The 17,207-nt window shown below is 45.1% G+C and carries 19 protein-coding genes; 4 read left to right on the plus strand and 15 right to left on the minus strand.

Annotated elements, in window-relative coordinates:
* Nucleotides 1-705 precede the first annotated feature (705 nt).
* Nucleotides 706-1,605 (plus strand): ABC transporter ATP-binding protein, encoded by a 900-nt coding sequence (locus V7R88_RS11510; protein ID WP_054395844.1) that lies wholly within the window; start codon nt 706-708, stop codon nt 1,603-1,605.
* Nucleotides 1,598-2,815 (plus strand): ABC transporter permease, encoded by a 1,218-nt coding sequence (locus V7R88_RS11515; protein WP_054395845.1) that lies wholly within the window; start codon nt 1,598-1,600, stop codon nt 2,813-2,815. The genes V7R88_RS11510 and V7R88_RS11515 overlap by 8 nt, the downstream gene beginning before the upstream one ends.
* 157 nt (nt 2,816-2,972) lie before the next feature.
* Here V7R88_RS11515 and V7R88_RS11520 read toward each other — a convergent pair whose 3' ends face one another.
* From V7R88_RS11520 to V7R88_RS11530, 3 genes are read right to left on the minus strand one after another with little or no spacing between them, the layout of a single operon-like run.
* On the minus strand, nt 2,973-3,716 hold the full coding sequence (locus V7R88_RS11520) for an SDR family oxidoreductase (protein ID WP_338816252.1): 744 nt from the start codon (nt 3,714-3,716) through the stop codon (nt 2,973-2,975).
* A 13-nt stretch (nt 3,717-3,729) separates the two neighbouring features.
* Entirely contained in the window at nt 3,730-4,050 is a 321-nt protein-coding gene (locus V7R88_RS11525; protein WP_054395847.1) for a carboxymuconolactone decarboxylase family protein, read from the minus strand.
* A 33-nt stretch (nt 4,051-4,083) separates the two neighbouring features.
* Entirely contained in the window at nt 4,084-4,482 is a 399-nt protein-coding gene (locus V7R88_RS11530; protein ID WP_003644760.1) for a cupin domain-containing protein, read from the minus strand.
* Nucleotides 4,483-4,654: 172 nt separating this feature from the next.
* Here V7R88_RS11530 and V7R88_RS11535 point away from each other — a divergent pair, with 172 nt between their 5' ends.
* The gene (locus tag V7R88_RS11535; RefSeq protein ID WP_003644761.1) at nt 4,655-5,089 is read left to right on the plus strand and encodes a MerR family transcriptional regulator; all 435 of its coding nucleotides are present in this window, start codon (nt 4,655-4,657) and stop codon (nt 5,087-5,089) included.
* 171 nt (nt 5,090-5,260) lie between these two features.
* On the opposite strand, the gene V7R88_RS11540 is transcribed toward V7R88_RS11535, so the two are convergent.
* The 5 genes from V7R88_RS11540 to V7R88_RS11560 all read right to left on the minus strand — a co-directional run bounded on the left by V7R88_RS11540 (nt 5,261) and on the right by V7R88_RS11560 (nt 11,802).
* Complete coding sequence (locus tag V7R88_RS11540) at nt 5,261-6,523, minus strand: ArgE/DapE family deacylase (RefSeq protein WP_054395849.1); 1,263 nt, start codon at nt 6,521-6,523, stop codon at nt 5,261-5,263.
* Between the two features lie 80 nt (nt 6,524-6,603).
* A complete protein-coding gene (locus V7R88_RS11545) occupies nt 6,604-9,195 on the minus strand; it encodes an ABC transporter permease (RefSeq protein WP_338816253.1) in 2,592 nt (863 codons plus the stop codon).
* A complete protein-coding gene (locus tag V7R88_RS11550) occupies nt 9,189-9,890 on the minus strand; it encodes an ABC transporter ATP-binding protein (protein ID WP_003644830.1) in 702 nt (233 codons plus the stop codon). The genes V7R88_RS11545 and V7R88_RS11550 overlap by 7 nt, the downstream gene beginning before the upstream one ends.
* Nucleotides 9,891-10,392: 502 nt before the next feature.
* Entirely contained in the window at nt 10,393-11,043 is a 651-nt protein-coding gene (locus V7R88_RS11555) for an endonuclease III domain-containing protein (RefSeq protein ID WP_003642136.1), read from the minus strand.
* Nucleotides 11,044-11,181: 138 nt separating this feature from the next.
* Nucleotides 11,182-11,802 carry a sugar O-acetyltransferase gene (locus V7R88_RS11560; protein ID WP_003644763.1) on the minus strand — a complete coding sequence of 207 codons (621 nt, stop codon included), beginning with the start codon at nt 11,800-11,802 and terminating at the stop codon, nt 11,182-11,184.
* A 192-nt stretch (nt 11,803-11,994) separates the two neighbouring features.
* On the opposite strand from V7R88_RS11560, the gene lepB reads away from it, so the two are divergent.
* Nucleotides 11,995-12,612: a signal peptidase I gene (gene lepB, locus V7R88_RS11565; protein WP_054395853.1), complete on the plus strand. Its 618-nt coding sequence runs from the start codon at nt 11,995-11,997 to the stop codon at nt 12,610-12,612.
* Between the two features lie 317 nt (nt 12,613-12,929).
* Here lepB and V7R88_RS11570 read toward each other — a convergent pair whose 3' ends face one another.
* From V7R88_RS11570 to V7R88_RS11600, 7 genes are all read right to left on the minus strand, one after another.
* Nucleotides 12,930-13,397 carry a hypothetical protein gene (locus tag V7R88_RS11570; protein ID WP_011101941.1) on the minus strand — a complete coding sequence of 156 codons (468 nt, stop codon included), beginning with the start codon at nt 13,395-13,397 and terminating at the stop codon, nt 12,930-12,932.
* The gene (locus tag V7R88_RS11575; protein ID WP_046947862.1) at nt 13,369-13,866 is read right to left on the minus strand and encodes a GNAT family N-acetyltransferase; all 498 of its coding nucleotides are present in this window, start codon (nt 13,864-13,866) and stop codon (nt 13,369-13,371) included. The genes V7R88_RS11570 and V7R88_RS11575 overlap by 29 nt, the downstream gene beginning before the upstream one ends.
* Nucleotides 13,863-14,114 carry a hypothetical protein gene (locus tag V7R88_RS11580; protein ID WP_003644834.1) on the minus strand — a complete coding sequence of 84 codons (252 nt, stop codon included), beginning with the start codon at nt 14,112-14,114 and terminating at the stop codon, nt 13,863-13,865. The genes V7R88_RS11575 and V7R88_RS11580 overlap by 4 nt, the downstream gene beginning before the upstream one ends.
* A gap of 34 nt (nt 14,115-14,148) precedes the next feature.
* Nucleotides 14,149-14,454, minus strand: a complete 306-nt coding sequence (locus V7R88_RS11585) for a hypothetical protein (RefSeq protein WP_003642142.1) — start codon at nt 14,452-14,454, stop codon at nt 14,149-14,151.
* A 94-nt stretch (nt 14,455-14,548) separates the two neighbouring features.
* Complete coding sequence (locus V7R88_RS11590; RefSeq protein WP_054395855.1) at nt 14,549-15,187, minus strand: histidine phosphatase family protein; 639 nt, start codon at nt 15,185-15,187, stop codon at nt 14,549-14,551.
* A gap of 556 nt (nt 15,188-15,743) precedes the next feature.
* Nucleotides 15,744-16,148, minus strand: a complete 405-nt coding sequence (locus tag V7R88_RS11595) for a nuclear transport factor 2 family protein (RefSeq protein ID WP_072535193.1) — start codon at nt 16,146-16,148, stop codon at nt 15,744-15,746.
* 59 nt (nt 16,149-16,207) lie between these two features.
* Complete coding sequence (locus V7R88_RS11600; RefSeq protein ID WP_054395859.1) at nt 16,208-17,086, minus strand: LysR family transcriptional regulator; 879 nt, start codon at nt 17,084-17,086, stop codon at nt 16,208-16,210.
* Between the last annotated feature and the right edge of the window lie 121 nt (nt 17,087-17,207).

The raw sequence follows: 17,207 nt of genomic DNA on the forward strand, positions 1-17,207 counted from the left end.
AGGCATTTCTGCCAATTGCTGGAACGCGGTGGACACAGATTTAAGCCGCAACCCACGTCTTAAATACTGGTCTTCCACTAACCAAGCAAAGGACGCTTGCTAAGTGGAATTTCACCGCTGAGCATTGGCCGAAACGCCTTCCAGTCGGGACAGTGTTCGAATGGCGGACATGTGCGGACCCAACTTTTGGTGAATTCGTCATTGTTTTTCATAAATAGTAATTTCTCTCAGCAACTATCAGACTGAAAATGATATTGGAATAGCTCAACATCTTAAGCCGCTGTAGTCAAAATTGAATGTTGCGACAAAGTAGGTTATGCACCCTGATGTTTTATTTAAAGTTCCCGTATCAAAATAGCCAACGACAAATTTCACCAAGTTAAGTAGCCGTTCATCAGCCATTCGAGCGGGTTCCCGACTGGAGGGGCTGGGTGACAATGCTCAGTAGCCAAATTATTCTTAGCTGGAAGTGGGTTGCTTCCGGCTTAGAATAAGACTCGTATTTGAGATGACGCGGGTTGGGCGTTAGCTCAAATCGACGTCGGCTACGTTCCAGCAATTGTCACCCAGCCCCGGAGGTCGGAATAGGACGCGCAACGGCTGACGAATAACAATCTAAACTTGGTACGTTTTAATCCTATTTCATGACTAATTAGCTCGCACAACACGTAATGACTTTATTTTAAGAATTTGGGGGACAAACTAATGCTATCCATCGCACATATTCAGAAGCGTTTCGGGACTGTTCAAGCATTAAATGACGTGTCATTTGACGTCCATGACGGGGAAATCATGGGATTGATTGGTCAAAATGGCGCGGGGAAATCAACTACGTTTCACAGCATCTTAAATTTTCTATCATTCGACGGTCAAATCACTTGGAATGGGCAACCGTTGACCGCTGATGACTACGATCAAATCGGCTATTTACCCGAAGAACGTAGCCTAATGTCCAAATTAACCATCACACAACAAATCGTGTACTTGGCCCGTTTGAAAAATCAGCCGGCACGGGTGACCAAGGGAAAAATTGCCGCATGGATGAAGCGCTTTGCGGTCAAGGGGCAGCCGACCGATAAGATTGATAAGTTATCTAAAGGAAACCAACAAAAGGTCCAGCTGATTTGTACTTTAATTCATGATCCCAAACTGATTATCTTAGACGAACCGTTCAGTGGTTTGGACCCGGTCAACGCCGACCTGCTCAAGCAAGCCATTTTAGATGCTAAGCAACGGGGCGCCGCGATTATTTTTTCCAGTCATGATATGAGTAATGTCGAAGCGATCTGTGACTCACTCGTTATGCTACGTAATGGTGAAGTAGTCCTTAAGGGTACTGTTGAAGATGTTCGCGCCCAGTTTGGCCGGACCCGTCTCTTCTTGACGACTGACTGGTCACAAGCGCAACTGGCCGATCTACCAGGAGTCACCACCGTTACTCAACAGGGTGCCCGTCGATTCCGACTCGAACTTGCAGATGCTTCAGTTGGTCCAGCGATTTTTGATCAAGTCACTGCTGGTCATTACATTGAAGAGTTCAGTCAGCAGCCACCAACGCTGGATGAGATTTTCCGAACTGAAGCGGGAGGTGTTAACCATGAATAAGACTTGGATTGTGACTTTTGAAACCTACTTGCGGCAGATCAAGTCCTGGAGCTTTTTGTCACTCGTCTTTATGCCCTTCTTGTTCTTCGGGTTCGTGGCCGCCTTTTCTTATTTTGCTGCACCCAGCGCTAGTAAGAATGACATCGCGGTCGTTAGCACTAGCCCACAATTACGCACAAGTTTCATTAAGCAGAGTCATGTGGCTACCGCTAATAAATACCAAACACTCGCCAGCGCTAAGGCGGCGACGAAGCGCAATGACATCGCCGGCTACCTCGTTTTAACAACCAAGAATCAACAGTTGCAAGCGCAGTTCACTGGTCCTAATGCTGTCAGCGGCGGTGACAAGGCTAAGATTCAGCAGTTCTTAGCCACTGCCCAAAGCCAACGTAACGTACAGCGCGCACAACTAAGTGCCAAGCAGACCCAGGCGTTGGCTGTACAGCCCAAATTTACTGAACAATTACAGAAACACGCTGCTTCAGATAAAACGGCTAAAACGGTCTCCTTCTATATTGTCGTCTTCTTTGTCTACTTGATTTTGACCACTTATTCAGCAATCACAGCCCAAGAAATTGCCGCAGACAAAGGCACCAAGATTATGGAAGTCATCTTCTCGAGTACGACACCGCGGAAATACTTCAATGGTAAAATTTACGGTGTCTTACTAGTCATTGTGACTCAGCTGCTCGTCTACTTAGTGGGTGGCTTTGCCGTCATGCAATTCGTTAAACGTAGCTCACTCACAATTGATTTTTGGCAACAGAATACCGATCTGATCAATCAAGTAATTCACAACTTGGTCTCAATCAACTTGTTGTTTGCATTACTGGCCGTACTACTCTACACCGTAGCATCGGCCTTCTGTGGTGCTTTGGTGACCCGGGTCGCGGATGCTAGCAAGGCAGCACAGCCGGTCATCTATCTGAGTATGCTAGCGTTTTTCATGGCCCTAGCCTTTCAGAACACACCCACCAATCTCTTCGTTAAGATTTTCTCATATATTCCGTTCTTCTCATCATACTTCATGCCATTACGCCTCATTAACGGCATGGCAACGATGCCCGCTGCAATCGTGTCACTCCTGATTCTCATTGCAACAATCATTGGAAGTATGATCTACATCGGCCGAATCTATGGTGGGCTAATGTTACAAACGGATGAACTCGGTTTCTGGGGCAACTTAAAGCGTGGCTTACGGTTGAAGTAGGCCCACTAATTAAATATTATTAATACAATATAACAACAGCAAGCACCCGGTCTAGCAACGCCATTATGCGCTAGACCGGGTGCTTGTATTTTTTGAATTCACATTTTCGACTTATCGGCAACTAGCTCAAACAACCGATAACAACAGCTAAATCAAGTTAAGCCTGCTTCGTCGGATAAATCGTAAATTCATTAACGTTAACATCTTCTGGTTGGTCAATGGCAAAGTTGACCACGTTTGCAACGGCTGCTGGACTGATTCCCACTTGTTGATAAAAATCAGTCATATTCTGTTTGGCCGTCTTATCCGTAATCGTGTGCAGTAATTCCGTATTGATGGCCGCTGGATATAAGCTGACCGTTCGAATATTAGTACCTTCTTGGGCACTTTCCATCCGAATGACTTCCATCAAATTACGAACCGCAAACTTCGTAGCACCGTACACGCCGGAGCCAGCAAAGGACTTAATCCCAGCCACTGAAGATGTCGTAATAATCTGACCAGATTTTTGAGCGGTAAAGATTGGCATGACCGCTGCCACCCCGTTCAAGACGCCTTTGATGTTAATATCAATCATCTGGTCCCATTCATCCGTGTTCAAAGCACTGATTGGTGATGTCGGCATAATCCCGGCATTATTGAAAATCACGTCAAGCCCACCGAATTGCGTTTGCGCTAGCTTAACTAGTGCTTGTACATCGGCTGACTTCGTTACATCCGTCACCTGATAGGCCGCTTGTCCACCGGCTGCCTTGATTTCATCAACTAAAGCGGCCAGGCGTTCTTCACGTCGTGCACCCAATACGACTTTAGCACCATTACTGGCTAATTGCTTAGCGGTCGTCGCCCCAATTCCGGACGAGGCCCCCGTAATCACAACGACTTTGTTTTTAACTGTCACCTAACTATTCCTCCTATTCACCGTAAACTTCTTTAATCAGTGCCATTGCTGACCACGCCTTAGGCCATCCCGCATAGAAAGCCAAGTGGGTAACGATTTCAACGGATTCATCCTTTGAGATACCATGATTCTTGCCCATCTTAAAATGCGCCTTTAATTGTGGAAAATCACCACTGGTCATTAAGCACGCAATGGTAATCATGCTCCGATCATGTAAACTTAGTGCGCTTTCGCGTGCCCAGACTTCACCAAATAACACATCATCATTTAATGCGGCAAACTGTGGTGCTAATTTGCCTAAGTTGTCGCGTCCTGCGGTTTGTTTAACTGTCATATTAGTTTCCTCCTTCGATAACTACTTTAACTTTTATAATTTTGCGTAGGCTTCATCATCAACTGGTTCGAGCCATTCGCTAGTTCCCTTAGTAATCGCGATGTGGGCAAACCAACTATCCTTTGTTGCACCATGCCAATGCTTCACACCAGGATGAATTGTGACCACGTCACCGGGATGCAATAACTGGGCTGGTTTACCAGCCTCTTGATACCAACCTTCACCACTCGTTACCAATAAGATTTGGTATCCGTTATGATGGATATGCCAATTATTCCGACAGCCAGGTTCAAACGTCACGTTGGAAACATTCACGTCGACCTGCTCATCACCGGCTAAGGCATTCAGGTAACTTTGACCGATAAAGTATTGTTGGTAGGCCTCATTCTTTACACCTAATCCAAATAGGCCGCTATTATTAGTTGTTGTCATATTAAAAACACTCCTTAATTATTTGCTTGCTAACTGATTGATGAATACAGCTTACAACTTAAAGTGCACTTTAAGTCAACAATAAAGTTTAAGCTTGCTAAAATAGGATTTCGTGGTATTGTTATTGCTAAAGTTACTTCAAATAAAAGTTAGAATAAGGAGAATTTTAAAATTGGTAAGGACTACTACAGAACGTTATTCAATCGGTGACTTCGCTAAAGCCGTTGGTCTCAGCGCCCCCACACTACGCTACTACGAAAAAGCGGGCTTGATTGAACCACATCGCTTAGACAATGGCCGGCGCTATTATGAGACTGCCGATATTAACTGGGTCAAATTCTTATTGCATCTTAAAGGAACGGGTATGAGTATTAGCGAATTGCAACAATACGTTACCTGGCGCGCAGCCGGCGACGACACGATTCCCCAGCGATTAGCACTACTCAAACACGTTAAAGAAGACTTTCTCGTCCAGTTCAACGAAGTTCAGCATCATCTACAGATTCTCAACGACAAAATTAATTGGTATGAAGAAAAGGAAGCTGGCATTACCCAGGATCACGAAGATTTTTCGAGTTACTTGCAACGGTTTGGGCATCACGAATAACTGAATAACGCACAACCGTCACCACAATCATTATTAAGTTAGATACACCGAGATTCAGTCGCCTTGCTCAAAAAAAGTAATAGTCATTTCAAGAATCAATTCTTGAAACGACTATTACTTTTTTTGAAACCTTTTCCGGCACAATTAAATTCACACTTATTGACGTTTCCGTTAAGCCAGCAATTCCGTAATCATTTTTTGATAAATCTCGATGAAGCGCCCATACATATCCAAATCAACATATTCATTAACTTGGTGCGCTGTAATATTGCCGGGTCCGAAGACAATCACTTGCATATCAGGACTCTTTACAATATAAGACGATGCGTCCGTCCCACCAGGAGCACCAAAGTACGGGAGCCGTTGTTGTAAGACTTGTTCCCCAACCTTCTTCGCCAACTGGACCAACTGGCTATCTTCCGGCGTATGCACTGGGTAGAACGAACTTGCGATGTCCATCGTTAGATTGGCACCATCTGCATTGCATTCAGCAACGATGGCTTCCAAATTCTTAATCAAGCGGTCATTCCGTAATTCTGGAATCGTCCGAATTTTTACTGACATTTCGGCACTGGCTGGGACGGTGTTGACCTGTTCGCCACCACTAATTAACGTCACGACAGGTACGGTTGGGCCCAATACGGGATTAACGATAGTCTTGAAACTGTCAAAATAGGCGGTTTGTTTCTGATAGTAAGTCATCAACATATCGATGGCGTTTTGACCAATCGCTGGCATCGAACTGTGGGCCGCCACCCCTTGCGCTTTAATCGTATAAGTCAGTGAACCCTTATGCGCTAATTCGATGAAGTGTTGTTCGGTCGTCGGATTCGCATCCGCCATCCGTTGCGCCGTATCGCCGTCAACACCTAACATGGCTTGAATCGACTTGGTCAGTAAAAGTTGTTTGTCCGCACCGCTTGGTTCCGCACAGATCAACGTTTGAATATCATCGGCGTAACCGAGTTCCGTCAATTGTTCAGCGCCTAAATGGTCGACTTCTTCTCCCACAGTTGCGAGTAACCGCACCGTGCCATGGAGTGGGGCGTCCTGATCGTGCAATGCAATCATCGCGAAGACTTCAGCCATTAGTCCAGCCTTCATGTCCGTCACACCGCGACCATACAACCGATTATCTTTGATAGTTGCTGCCAACGGGTCCGTGTGCCATTTATCTGCATCACCCAACGCCACCGTATCTTCATGACCATCCAACGCGATGACTGGACCGTGACCATCACCAATTTCGGCCACCAAGTTCACCCGCCCGGGAGCGTACTCGATTGATTGTGCTTCAATACCATGTTGCTTTAAAAGTGTGACCAAATAATCCGCCACCAATTGCTCATGGTTATTTACCGTATTCATTTTTACAATATCGCTTAATGCCTGTACAGCAGCTTCTAACTGTGCCGTTTCTGCCATGCCATTCATCCCCTAGTCATCCTTAATTAAACTGTTCCAATCAATTTAATTATACCACTTCGGCTACCGTTGGGCGTTGTCAGACACGTTTAATCGACAGATTTCAGTGCATCCAGCATATTGACTCGCTTTAACTTACGATGCATCATTCCCATGACTAATAAACTAAAGGCCAGGGTCAATAATGCCGCGTAAACGTAACTCAACGGATGAATCGTTGGTGAAAACATTAACGCGTTCGTTTCAGCCGTTTGCAAGATATATGCGTGCAACCAGTTGCCCAAGAAACAACCTGCAATAATGCCTAAAACCGTCAATATCAGATTTTCACGGAAAATATACATCGTCACTTCACCATCGTAAAAGTCCAACACTTTGATTGTCGACAATTCCCGGATCCGTTCAGAAACATTAATATTCGTTAAGTTATAGAGCACTACTAGCGCTAGTGCCCCCGCCGAGATGACAAAGATCAATACGACTAAGTTCATGCTATCCAGCATTTTAAAATTAGTGGCTTTCTCTGTACTCATCAGTGTCACGTTCTGAACCCCCGCCTGTTTCAATAACCGATCCGCATAAGCATTTTCTTGCTTTTTCGTTGCCTGCTTAAACCGGACATAGTTCGTGTTATATACTGGTGCCTGCTTGAAGACACGTCGATAATAAGTCGGACTCATATAGATAAAGTGATTGACGTAATTTTCAGCCACCGCACTGATGTGAATTCGCCTGGTGGTTTGCCCGGCCAACTTGATTGTTAAATCATCGCCCGCCTGAACGCCATATAACTTAGCTAATTTTTCATCGATGACCGCACCGCGATCACCAATATGAATGGCCTGATGACTTTGTCGGTGCCGTAATACCACGAACTTGCTTAGCGATTGGTGGGGTGCCGGGATACCGAGCGTAGCCGTCTGTTCTGCTACCCCGGACTGTTTGACCGTCACCTGCTTGGCCTGTAATTTCAAACTAGCCTGGTAAAGTTGACCACGACTAAGTGCTTGCCGTTGTTGGTCCGTTTCGTTCCCACTACGCGTCACCACTGCATCGTAGTGCCACAATTCGTTAAATTGCTTGACGCTAATATCACCAATGGAACCCTTTAAGCCAAACCCCGTAATCATCATTGCCATGCAGCCCGCAATACCGAGCACGGTCATCAGCAACCGTTGCTTATACCGAAATAGATTACGAAGTGTGATTTTATGATTAAAACTCAGCCGATGCCATAGCCATTGCCAGCGTTCTAATAGCAAAGTCTTACCGGCCTTAGGTGCTCGTGGCTGTAAGAGTTGCGCGGGTAAACTGTTTAAATCCACGCGGAGCACGACCAGTGCCGTCCCCAACGTGCACAACAACGCAATGGCTAAGGCGATACCAATGTCCATCCAAATGTATTGAACGTTGATTGCGGGCAAATTATACATACTGCCATAGGCCTGCGCGATAAACCGCGGGAAAAAATTGACGCCGAACAGGACGCCTAGCGCGGTCCCAATCAGCGCGGCTAAACCACCATAAATCATAAACTCACTACCGACCGCGGTATTCGTATACCCGAGGGCCTTTAACGTCCCCATCTGTAGCCGCAATTCTTCAACCATCCGCGTCATCGTCGTTAGACAAATTAACGCGGCAATCGCAATAAAGAACAGCGGAAAGACAGTCGACAGTGCCACGACTCGTTGCGTATTTTCGTGATATTCTGTGTAACCCGGATTATCCGTACGGTCAGTGTACAAATAAGTCGGCATTGTGATGGCCGCGACCTGGGCCTGCGCGCGTTTTAATTGGCTTTGTAACTTGACTAGTTGTGCCGTTCCCGCTGGTACTTGACTAGCAAGTTGCTGGGTCGCCTGTTGCAATGGTTTCAGCTTAGCCTGGGCCTGGGCTTGTAATGCCTGCTGCCGCTTACGCGCTTGTGGTTTTAACCAGCGTTTGAGTTGCGCGGTGTTCTCGCGATTCAAGCGCCGATACTTCGCCGTGTAGGGGGTGACGCCCCGCAAATTTTTGAATTGCACGTCAATGCGCGTTATCACACTGGACTTAATCACCTGCGGACGGACATAGACCAAGTAGTCCAAAGTCCCTTTACCAACGTTGGTGACGCCACGATTCGTATTTTCAACATATGTTGGTGAATTGACAAACCCCACGACCTTGAATGTTCGCCGCGTGAACTGTGCATTGCGCTTAGCCGTACTGCTAATTCGATACGTTGAACCGACTTTTAGCTTCGGCTGCAATCGCTGTGCTTGCGCGTCTAACACGATCTCATTGGCATGCCGCGGTAATCGTCCCTTAACGATCCGTAACCGATTCAGTCGTTGGGTTGTCGGTAACACCATCACCCGCACGACTTGACTATTGTTCAACTGATTAACATCAGCGTAGCGTGTCGCTTGGTAAGTGAGCTGTGAGCGGTGTTGATTCAGTACTCGTATATCGGCCTTAGTCAGCCCCATTGTCGACTGGACACTATTGGTCGCCAGCTTTTGCTTCGCATAATAATCATTAGCTGCCTGTGACATATCCGGACCAGTCGCCCGAATTCCCGTATAAAAAGCAACCCCTAAGAAAATGATCAGTAATATTGAAGCAAAACGGGCTTTCGACGACCAAATCTCACGCATAATTGTTTTAAAATAAGCTGCTGTCATCGCTGCACCTACCATTCAATCTCAGCCAAAGGCGTTGGATGAGCATTATGCTCAACCGACTGCACTTGAGCATCATTGATACGAATGACTTGGTCACCCAGCTGCGCAATCGCACTATTATGCGTCACAATGATGACCGTTGTCTGCGTCTGCTTAGCTGCATCTTGAATCACCTGTAAGACTTGCTTCCCCGTCTGATAGTCGAGCGCACCAGTGGGTTCATCACAGAGTAATAATTTGGGATTCTTCGCAACTGCCCGCGCAATTGCGACCCGCTGTTGTTCACCACCGGACAACTGGGCTGGAAAGTTATCTGCCCGGTGCGTCAGTCCTACCAAGGCCAACGTCTCATCAACGTCGCGTGCGTCCTTGGTAATTTGCGACGCCAACTCGACGTTTTCACGCGCCGTCAAGTTCGGAACCAGGTTGTAGAATTGAAAAACGAACCCGACCGCTTGCCGGCGATAGGTCGTTAATTGCCGTGAGTTGAATTGTGCAATGTCCACACCATCCACCAGTACACGGCCGCTTGTAGGGCTGTCCATGCCACCTAAAATATTGAGTAACGTGGACTTACCCGCACCACTCGGGCCTAAAATCACAACGACCGCTCCCTGGTCAACTTCAAATGAAATATCACGATTAGCAACGGTGACCTGCTCACCATTTTTAAACTGGCGCGTTGCCTGCTGCACTTCGATGTATGCCATAATTTAGCCTCCTATATGTAATCGGTTACTATTATCATACCGTATCTTCAAGATTCACGGTTAGCATTTAAGCCACCGCTTGCATTTTGCCTCGCATTGCCCGTACAATGACAACAGTCACTGACACTGATAATTCCAGTGTTATCACCCGTTATCCGAGGAGGTCCAACTATGATTGCCCAAGCCATTGCGACTGTTTTAATGCTAATTGTTTTTATGTTCGGTTTTACTTACTTTCTGAATAGCCTATTTTTCAGACGCATCGAAAAACACGACCGTGAACAAACTAAAAAACGCGAACATCAAGACTACCACTCGTCTTAATGCTCACGTCAGTACGTATTATGTTAAAAATAGGACTGCCAGTTAAGATCAAGGGCAGCCAACTTCGGCCTGTCGGAAAAGAGGTTGTTTAGCGTAACCTGGCTTTGATTACACGTCTAGCAAGACTTACAGGCAGTTCTACCAATGGCTAAAATATGCTCGCTGTCGCCCCACGCTGTTAGATCAACGCTTCATTTTCCTCGTTCAACTTGTCACAGTCAATGATCAATTGACAAACTTCTTTGTCTGGCGTCAACTTCATCGAATACTTCCGCCCATATTCAATCATCGTGTGATGGGCTTGATGTAATTCTGCCGGTGCCAACACACTCACGATTTTTTGTTCAACTTGTAACGGCGTCGCGGTCTGAGCGACAAAGTGCAAGCGTTTCGAGATTGCCGAGACGTGTGTATCGACAGCAAACGTCGGTTGTTCAAAAACGTCACTCAATACCACGTTGGCAGTTTTGCGGCCTGCACCTGGTAACGCCATGATGCCTTTACGATCGGTAGGCACGACATCGGCTAATTCTTCATGGACAATGCGCGCCGTTTTAATGATGTTGCGAGCCTTATTATGAAATAATCCGACGCTCTTGATAATTGCTTCCACATCCGCAACATCGGCAGCCATCAAGTCCTTTGGTTCTGGATACTTCTCAAACAGCACCGGCGTCACCTTGTTAACCGAGACGTCGGTCGCCTGAGCGCTCAGAATTACTGAAATCAAATACTGAAACGGCGTCCGCGAGTCCAGGGAAGGCCCCACTGGTCCGATGTCTGCTTCCATTTGGTGAATTGCCCACACGATCTGATCATCTTTTAGCATTGCGCTTACCGCCTCTTTCTTATCCTGTTTCTAAGTTAATTTTAAGGCTGAGGGGGTGTAATGTCTATTATTAAAAATATCGCGGTCTTATTTCTAATCCAAACTCTAATGACATGAACACAGTACCATTAATTTTTATCAATCATCATCACGATCAGCAAAATAGGCGGCCCGTTGTCGAGCCCAATATTCATGATCGGCGGTGGTGATTTCTCGTAAGACATGGCAAGGATTGCCGACCGCAACCACGTTATCCGGGATATCATGAGTAACCACGGAACCAGACCCAATCACGACATTACTCCCAATCGTGACACCCGGATTAACGACCACGTTGCCCCCAAACCAAACATCGTGTCCAATCGTAATTGGCCAACCATATTCGAGTTGTTCAGCACGAATGGCGGCGTCAATGGGGTGACCCGCCGTATATAAGCCGACCCGCGGCCCCATAAAGACGTTGTCCCCAATCGTAATCCGACCCACATCAATAAAAATCGCATCGTAATTGGCGTAAAAGTGCTTGCCAATTGTCGTGTTACTTCCATAGTCGGTATGAAATGGCGGTTCGATATAGCCCCCGTCACCAATTTTGTTGAACATTGCCGTTAACAATCGTTGCCGTTCTTCTGGTTGGGCTTCGGTTGTTTGATTAAATTCCCGTACTAACCGTTTGGCACGATGATTTTCACGTCCTAATTCTGGATCATCAGCAACGTACAACTCACCCGCCAGCATTCGTTCTTTCTGTGTTTTCATACTCCCAGTTCCTCCCATCAATCGCATTTCACTTTCACCAGCATAGCACGCAATTATCACCATGAACACGCATTCTCGAAAGCAACCGCCCCCATTTTGAGTATCGTTGAACTTTTAAGCTTTTTTATACTGCGAAAAAATCATTATCGTTTATAATGAGAGGTATACACACAATTAAGGGAGTTTTAACCATTGAAAACATTTAAAAGCATTATGAGCTGGGTGGTCCCGATTGCGATTGGCTTGATCATCGCCCTACTGATTCGTCAGTTCTGGTTTACTATGGTCAAAGTCGATGGGACTTCGATGCAACCGAATTTACAAAATAACGAACGCGTCGTAGCTTTTAAGACTAGCAAAATCCAAGCAGGTTCCGTCGTCGTCTTCAACGCCTACGGACTCGATCCGAACCAGACCGACAAAAACGCCGTTTATGTTAAGCGGGTCATTGGGATGCCTGGGGATACGGTCCGCTACACAAGTTCCGGTAAACTTTACGTGAACAACAAATTAGTCAAGCAAACCTACCTCAAAAATAAGTATCAACAAACGACTGGGTCCTTCATGGCTAATAGTCACAGCAAGTTCACTGGTTGGACACTCAATAGTTTGAGCCATGATCAAGGCTGGGCCAAGTCCGTGACCAACAATACGGTGCCGAAGGGTTACTACTTTGTCCTTGGTGATCACCGGAGCGTCTCTAACGATGGCCGTTACTGGGGGCTCGTTCCTAAGAGCAAGATGATTGGGGTCGTCAAAGCATGGCCATGGCAGAACCGCAAACAATATATTAATAACTACCAACCTTAAGATTTGAACACCTTATCAGCAAGTCGTTAACTGCGACTTGCTTTTTTGTTATACAGATGACTCGTCTGTATTTGCATTGTCCTCATTTATGGCCGATGCAAAGTCATTGGCGTCATTAGACAGAACCGGCAACAATACATCAATCATTTTCAAAACTAACAAATAAACGAATCAACAAAGTTATGAACAACTTGTTGATTCGTTTATTTGTTAACCAGACTTTTATCCACAGTTAATAACTTAATGCCGTTATCCACAGTATCTGCATAAGTCTTCAATTGATTTGATCAGTTTTCTGAACAGATTATCAGCTCCGACTATTTTTGGCGCTGACGCCAATCCTGGACCCCAAAATACCCACAAATAATTGGGCTTAAAGGAACCAAAATCACTGCCATCAAAATATTCTTAAAGAAGTTGATAAAGCCATCCATGAAGTCACTCTTAGCCTCGACTTGCGGCGTTAATGCGGTTGGAACAGGTTTGGGCTTTGTCCGCTTGGCTGCTACTGACCATGGTCGGCCAGAGTCCTGAATGATTTGCTCATCGTCTGGTCGCGTTGACGGTGTTTCCTTGGGTTGTTTACGCCAGACTTGAAACACCCGCGGCCAACGATACTTCACAATTGGAAACAGCACGAGCGCACAAATAATACTGTAAATGACGAACGGATTAAATTCTAACACGATCCGATTGACTTCCTGACGGGCCGTAAAAAACATGATAATGAAGACGGCGATTGCACCGTAAAACCAACTAATTAGTAAATGACTCGTTTTCCACACGTTGTGCCACCTCCCCGGTTGTTGACATACTCAATCGCACCATACTTTTACACTGCAAGCCAGCTTCATAGATCGGGTCTGGATAGTTATCCACAAAAAAGTTGACCCACACCTCAATCATCTCAAAACCAGCGTGTTGATAAATCGCTAGTTGCCGCAACGATGAATTACCAGTGCCAATTTGCAGTTCATCACAGGTTGGCGCTGCTTGGCAGACTGCAATCGCCGTTGCTAGTAGGGCCTTAGCAATGCCGCGATGTTGATAGGCGGGCGCCACCGCAATATTTTTAACTTCCCACACCCCTGTTTTGAACGTTGTCAACACGACAACACCCACCACTTGTCCATCTTGTTGATAACCATAACATTGGCCTGTCGATAAGTACGCTGTGACCTGTGCCCAAGATGGATCAGCTAATAACAGTAAATCCCGTGGAATTTGAGCTGCCGCTATCGGTTGGATTTTCATGACTGTCGCCTCTGATGCCGTTGATAGCCGTTACCCCAACAAACATAAGGAATGATGACCGCAATAATTGCTAAAGCATACTCGCGCACCGTTAAGTTCATGGCATTAACCACGACAAGGTACGCCAAAAAAACCGTCCATAAAACCGGAACAATACCGCCGACCCAAAAGTAGCGACTGGCCGTAAACAGGTACTCTTCTAAGATAAAGATAACAATTGCAATAACACCTAAAATTAGTAATTGCATAGTGCCACTTCCTAACTTGTGTTTAACGCAGTGCCTACTGCTTGTTTAACTGTTGTAGCATATCCACAAAACGTCCGATTGTTAAGTTAGCCACATCTTCATCGGAATAGAAGATGATCATTTGGGACCGTTGTTCTGGGGATAAGTTCGCTTGGGAGCCAAAATAAACTAGATAAACGTCCGCGCTATGGTCCGTCAAACTCTGACCATAATCTGTATCTAACGTGAAGTTGAAATCTGCGCCCAATTGTTTTTCCATGGCGGCCATGAAAGCTTGCACATCCGCAGTTGCGACCGTCTCTTGGCCGGCCACCGTACTCGTAATAACATTAACTTGCATTTTAAAAGCTCCTCGTTAAAATTTTTAAACTCAATTTTCACAGTAGCGCACTTTTGTATAAACCGCAAGCCACTAGTTGTCCACAGTGGATAACTTATTCCGTGACCGGTACAGTCAACTTATCCCCAGTGTAAACCATCGTTGTCACCACACTTGGTGCCAATTCTTGTCTCGTTGCCGCACGACCAGTTGCGACGTAATGCATCATTCGCAACGTTGCGCCGTCCACAATCAACAAGACCTGACCATGATCAGGCGTTGCCGCCATAACCTGTTGTAACCCCTTCTGATAGCGATCCCAGAACTCCCGACCACTTTCCGCCAATCCATCCGCATCGTGATCGTGCAACAATGTCTGTAGCTCACTGGGGGTCTGATCTGCGGCAAAAGCGGCCACACTCTGATAGCCTAGCTTAGTCGCAAATCCTGACCAAACCGCCGCGCGTTCAGTGCCTTCAAAGCCGCCATAGAATGGCGCACGTAACGCGACTACCGTTCGCAACTTAACGGGTTGTACTCGTGAGTCTAAGATAATGCGCGCAGTCTGAATCGCCCGACTCGTATCACTAGCGAAGGCGGTATCGAACGTTGTCGACGCCAACTGTTGCGCAACCTTGGCCGTCGCCTGTTCGCCAGTCGCCGTCAACGGCGTGCCGCTCCAACCCTGGAACCGGTCAAGTTGATTAAAGTACGTTGCTCCAGCAACGACTAAGTGTAAGGTGATTGATTTCATGGTTAATTCTCCGTTAGTTTTTTTAGATTATTCAACTATTTTAGCATAAAAACTTGGCCGGACAAACGGACTCTAGGACTTGTTTAATATGAATTTGAGTAGAATTGTCATCAAGAATGAAACAACTATCATTTTAAAACATACAGCTGGCAAACAAAAAATCAGGATAAGAATCAGATGTGCATCCTTACCCCGACTTTAATTATTGTGCGGCAACAGCTCGTTCATTTTGGCTAACCGAGAATTAGCGAAAAATCGCCATGCCGAATACTCATCAAGTCACCACACTTCCTTTGATGGTAAGCTTAACACCATCATTGTGTATTTCTCTTCATTAGTAGTGTTAGATGTATAATATCGAACATTGTTCTTAATCGCCATAATTGTTATATGCCACAGTCATCAGAAATTAAAGGTATTATGGTTCGCTTAATATATTCTATTCAGGAATTGTCATAAAGCACAGGCGTGTTGCCTTTAGTTGACAGTCTAGCCAAGCCAACAAATACTATTTTCCTAATGCGACCGTTTTACTGACCACTAATCACTAGTCGCTTTAGTAGGTACTGGCTTTCTGCGCACTAATGAACCAATCACCCTTCTTCTTCTCATAAAACATCTGCATCTGCAACCGCCAAGTATGCGTACCACCACCCCAAATTCTTGCTTGAACTTGGTTCTGACCAATTAAGCTTGCCCGGTTACCTTCAATTTGAATAGCTTTGATGGTATCTTCTTTTGAAGCAAAATATTGCATTTCTTCATTTTGAATTTGGTCAATCCACTCCAATTTAGACTGCACATACCCCGTCATGTGGGTTAACTTCATAGTTGGTGCCAAAATTTCATTTAACCGACTGAGGTTTTTCTGAACCATAGCAATATTTTCATCACGATACAATTGAATAATTATTTCTTTATCCGTCATTCTTACCACGCTTTCTTTACTTACATCAAGCATGATACCAACTTTTCTATGCCAAAACCATTCAGAAATCAAGGGTCATTCATAAGTAAAAATTATGCAAAGGTTTGTTTCAATAATTCAGCAAAAGTTTCGGTATAATAACCTGAATTATTAGCTTGCCAATAAGCGTAATAGTTCTGAATCAATTTTTGGTCCCCTTTAACCAAAGAAATCATTTTAACAATATCTTTATCTAATTGTGTTCTCATCCGCTGATTGATGATCAAATACCCCTGATTAGACGCGATCAACATTTGTGCCTCGTCATAGCTTTTAGCAATCACAAACTCACTTTTGACACCTAAAACATTGCGATAATACTCCTCTTCTGAGACTTGCTGATGACCATCAATAATCAAAATACAAGGAATATCCACTAAGTCAGCAACGTCGATTTTTTGTGCCTCAACTGGCAACGAATTGTTAACGGCAACCATAAACTCACTAGCAGTCAAAAATTCATTTTGATATTCATTGGATAAGGCCCGCCGTTGATCAGAAAAATTCAAATCAATTTTTCCTGTCTGTAATAATTCATAGAGTTCTTCGTGCGTGCCACTACTAATTTTGATTTTCACTTTAGGACACTCCTGAGTAAACTTCGAAACAGTTTGTAAAAACTCGGTAGTCCCAAAACTTCTTAAATAGCCAACCCGCAACTCGACCTCATCATTCTTTTCAATTTTGATAGTTTTCTTTATAAGTTGGTCCACATCCACCAAAATATCCTGACTATGACTATAAAAGTATTGACCCGCTTCAGTAACTTCAAAGCTGCGTCCTTTCCGATTCAATAACTTCACACCAAGTTGACTTTCTAGCTCCTTCATTTGCTGAGAAATCGCTGACTGCGAAATGTGGCAGTCCACGGCCGCTTGAGTAAAACTATGATTATTAACGATTGCGATAAAATACTGCATCTGTTGAAACATTACCGGCACCTCAACCTTTACAAAATTATCTTTGAATGTTCAGATTTGTCATATTATTTTAATTAGTATAACCTTAATCAACAATTTGAGAAATGTTTTGCAGCAGAACCTGAACCGATTC

The sequence above is a fragment of the Lactiplantibacillus argentoratensis genome, from assembly GCF_037290055.1.
GTDB classification, from domain to species: Bacteria; Bacillota; Bacilli; order Lactobacillales; family Lactobacillaceae; genus Lactiplantibacillus; species Lactiplantibacillus plantarum.

What these genes read in the sequence shown, in the direction of transcription:
- V7R88_RS11600 (WP_054395859.1), bottom strand. Translation starts at nt 17,086, where the DNA reads ATGTTTCAACAGATGCAGTATTTTATCGCAATCGTTAATAATCATAGT.
- V7R88_RS11525 (WP_054395847.1), bottom strand. Translation starts at nt 4,050, where the DNA reads ATGACAGTTAAACAAACCGCAGGACGCGACAACTTAGGCAAATTAGCA.
- V7R88_RS11550 (WP_003644830.1), bottom strand. Translation starts at nt 9,890, where the DNA reads ATGGCATACATCGAAGTGCAGCAGGCAACGCGCCAGTTTAAAAATGGT.
- V7R88_RS11540 (WP_054395849.1), bottom strand. Translation starts at nt 6,523, where the DNA reads ATGAATGGCATGGCAGAAACGGCACAGTTAGAAGCTGCTGTACAGGCA.
- V7R88_RS11580 (WP_003644834.1), bottom strand. Translation starts at nt 14,114, where the DNA reads ATGCAATTACTAATTTTAGGTGTTATTGCAATTGTTATCTTTATCTTA.
- V7R88_RS11510 (WP_054395844.1), top strand. Translation starts at nt 706, where the DNA reads ATGCTATCCATCGCACATATTCAGAAGCGTTTCGGGACTGTTCAAGCA.
- V7R88_RS11545 (WP_338816253.1), bottom strand. Translation starts at nt 9,195, where the DNA reads ATGGTAGGTGCAGCGATGACAGCAGCTTATTTTAAAACAATTATGCGT.
- V7R88_RS11575 (WP_046947862.1), bottom strand. Translation starts at nt 13,866, where the DNA reads ATGAAAATCCAACCGATAGCGGCAGCTCAAATTCCACGGGATTTACTG.
- V7R88_RS11530 (WP_003644760.1), bottom strand. Translation starts at nt 4,482, where the DNA reads ATGACAACAACTAATAATAGCGGCCTATTTGGATTAGGTGTAAAGAAT.
- V7R88_RS11560 (WP_003644763.1), bottom strand. Translation starts at nt 11,802, where the DNA reads ATGAAAACACAGAAAGAACGAATGCTGGCGGGTGAGTTGTACGTTGCT.
- V7R88_RS11590 (WP_054395855.1), bottom strand. Translation starts at nt 15,187, where the DNA reads ATGAAATCAATCACCTTACACTTAGTCGTTGCTGGAGCAACGTACTTT.
- V7R88_RS11595 (WP_072535193.1), bottom strand. Translation starts at nt 16,148, where the DNA reads ATGCTTGATGTAAGTAAAGAAAGCGTGGTAAGAATGACGGATAAAGAA.
- V7R88_RS11555 (WP_003642136.1), bottom strand. Translation starts at nt 11,043, where the DNA reads ATGCTAAAAGATGATCAGATCGTGTGGGCAATTCACCAAATGGAAGCA.
- V7R88_RS11515 (WP_054395845.1), top strand. Translation starts at nt 1,598, where the DNA reads ATGAATAAGACTTGGATTGTGACTTTTGAAACCTACTTGCGGCAGATC.
- V7R88_RS11585 (WP_003642142.1), bottom strand. Translation starts at nt 14,454, where the DNA reads ATGCAAGTTAATGTTATTACGAGTACGGTGGCCGGCCAAGAGACGGTC.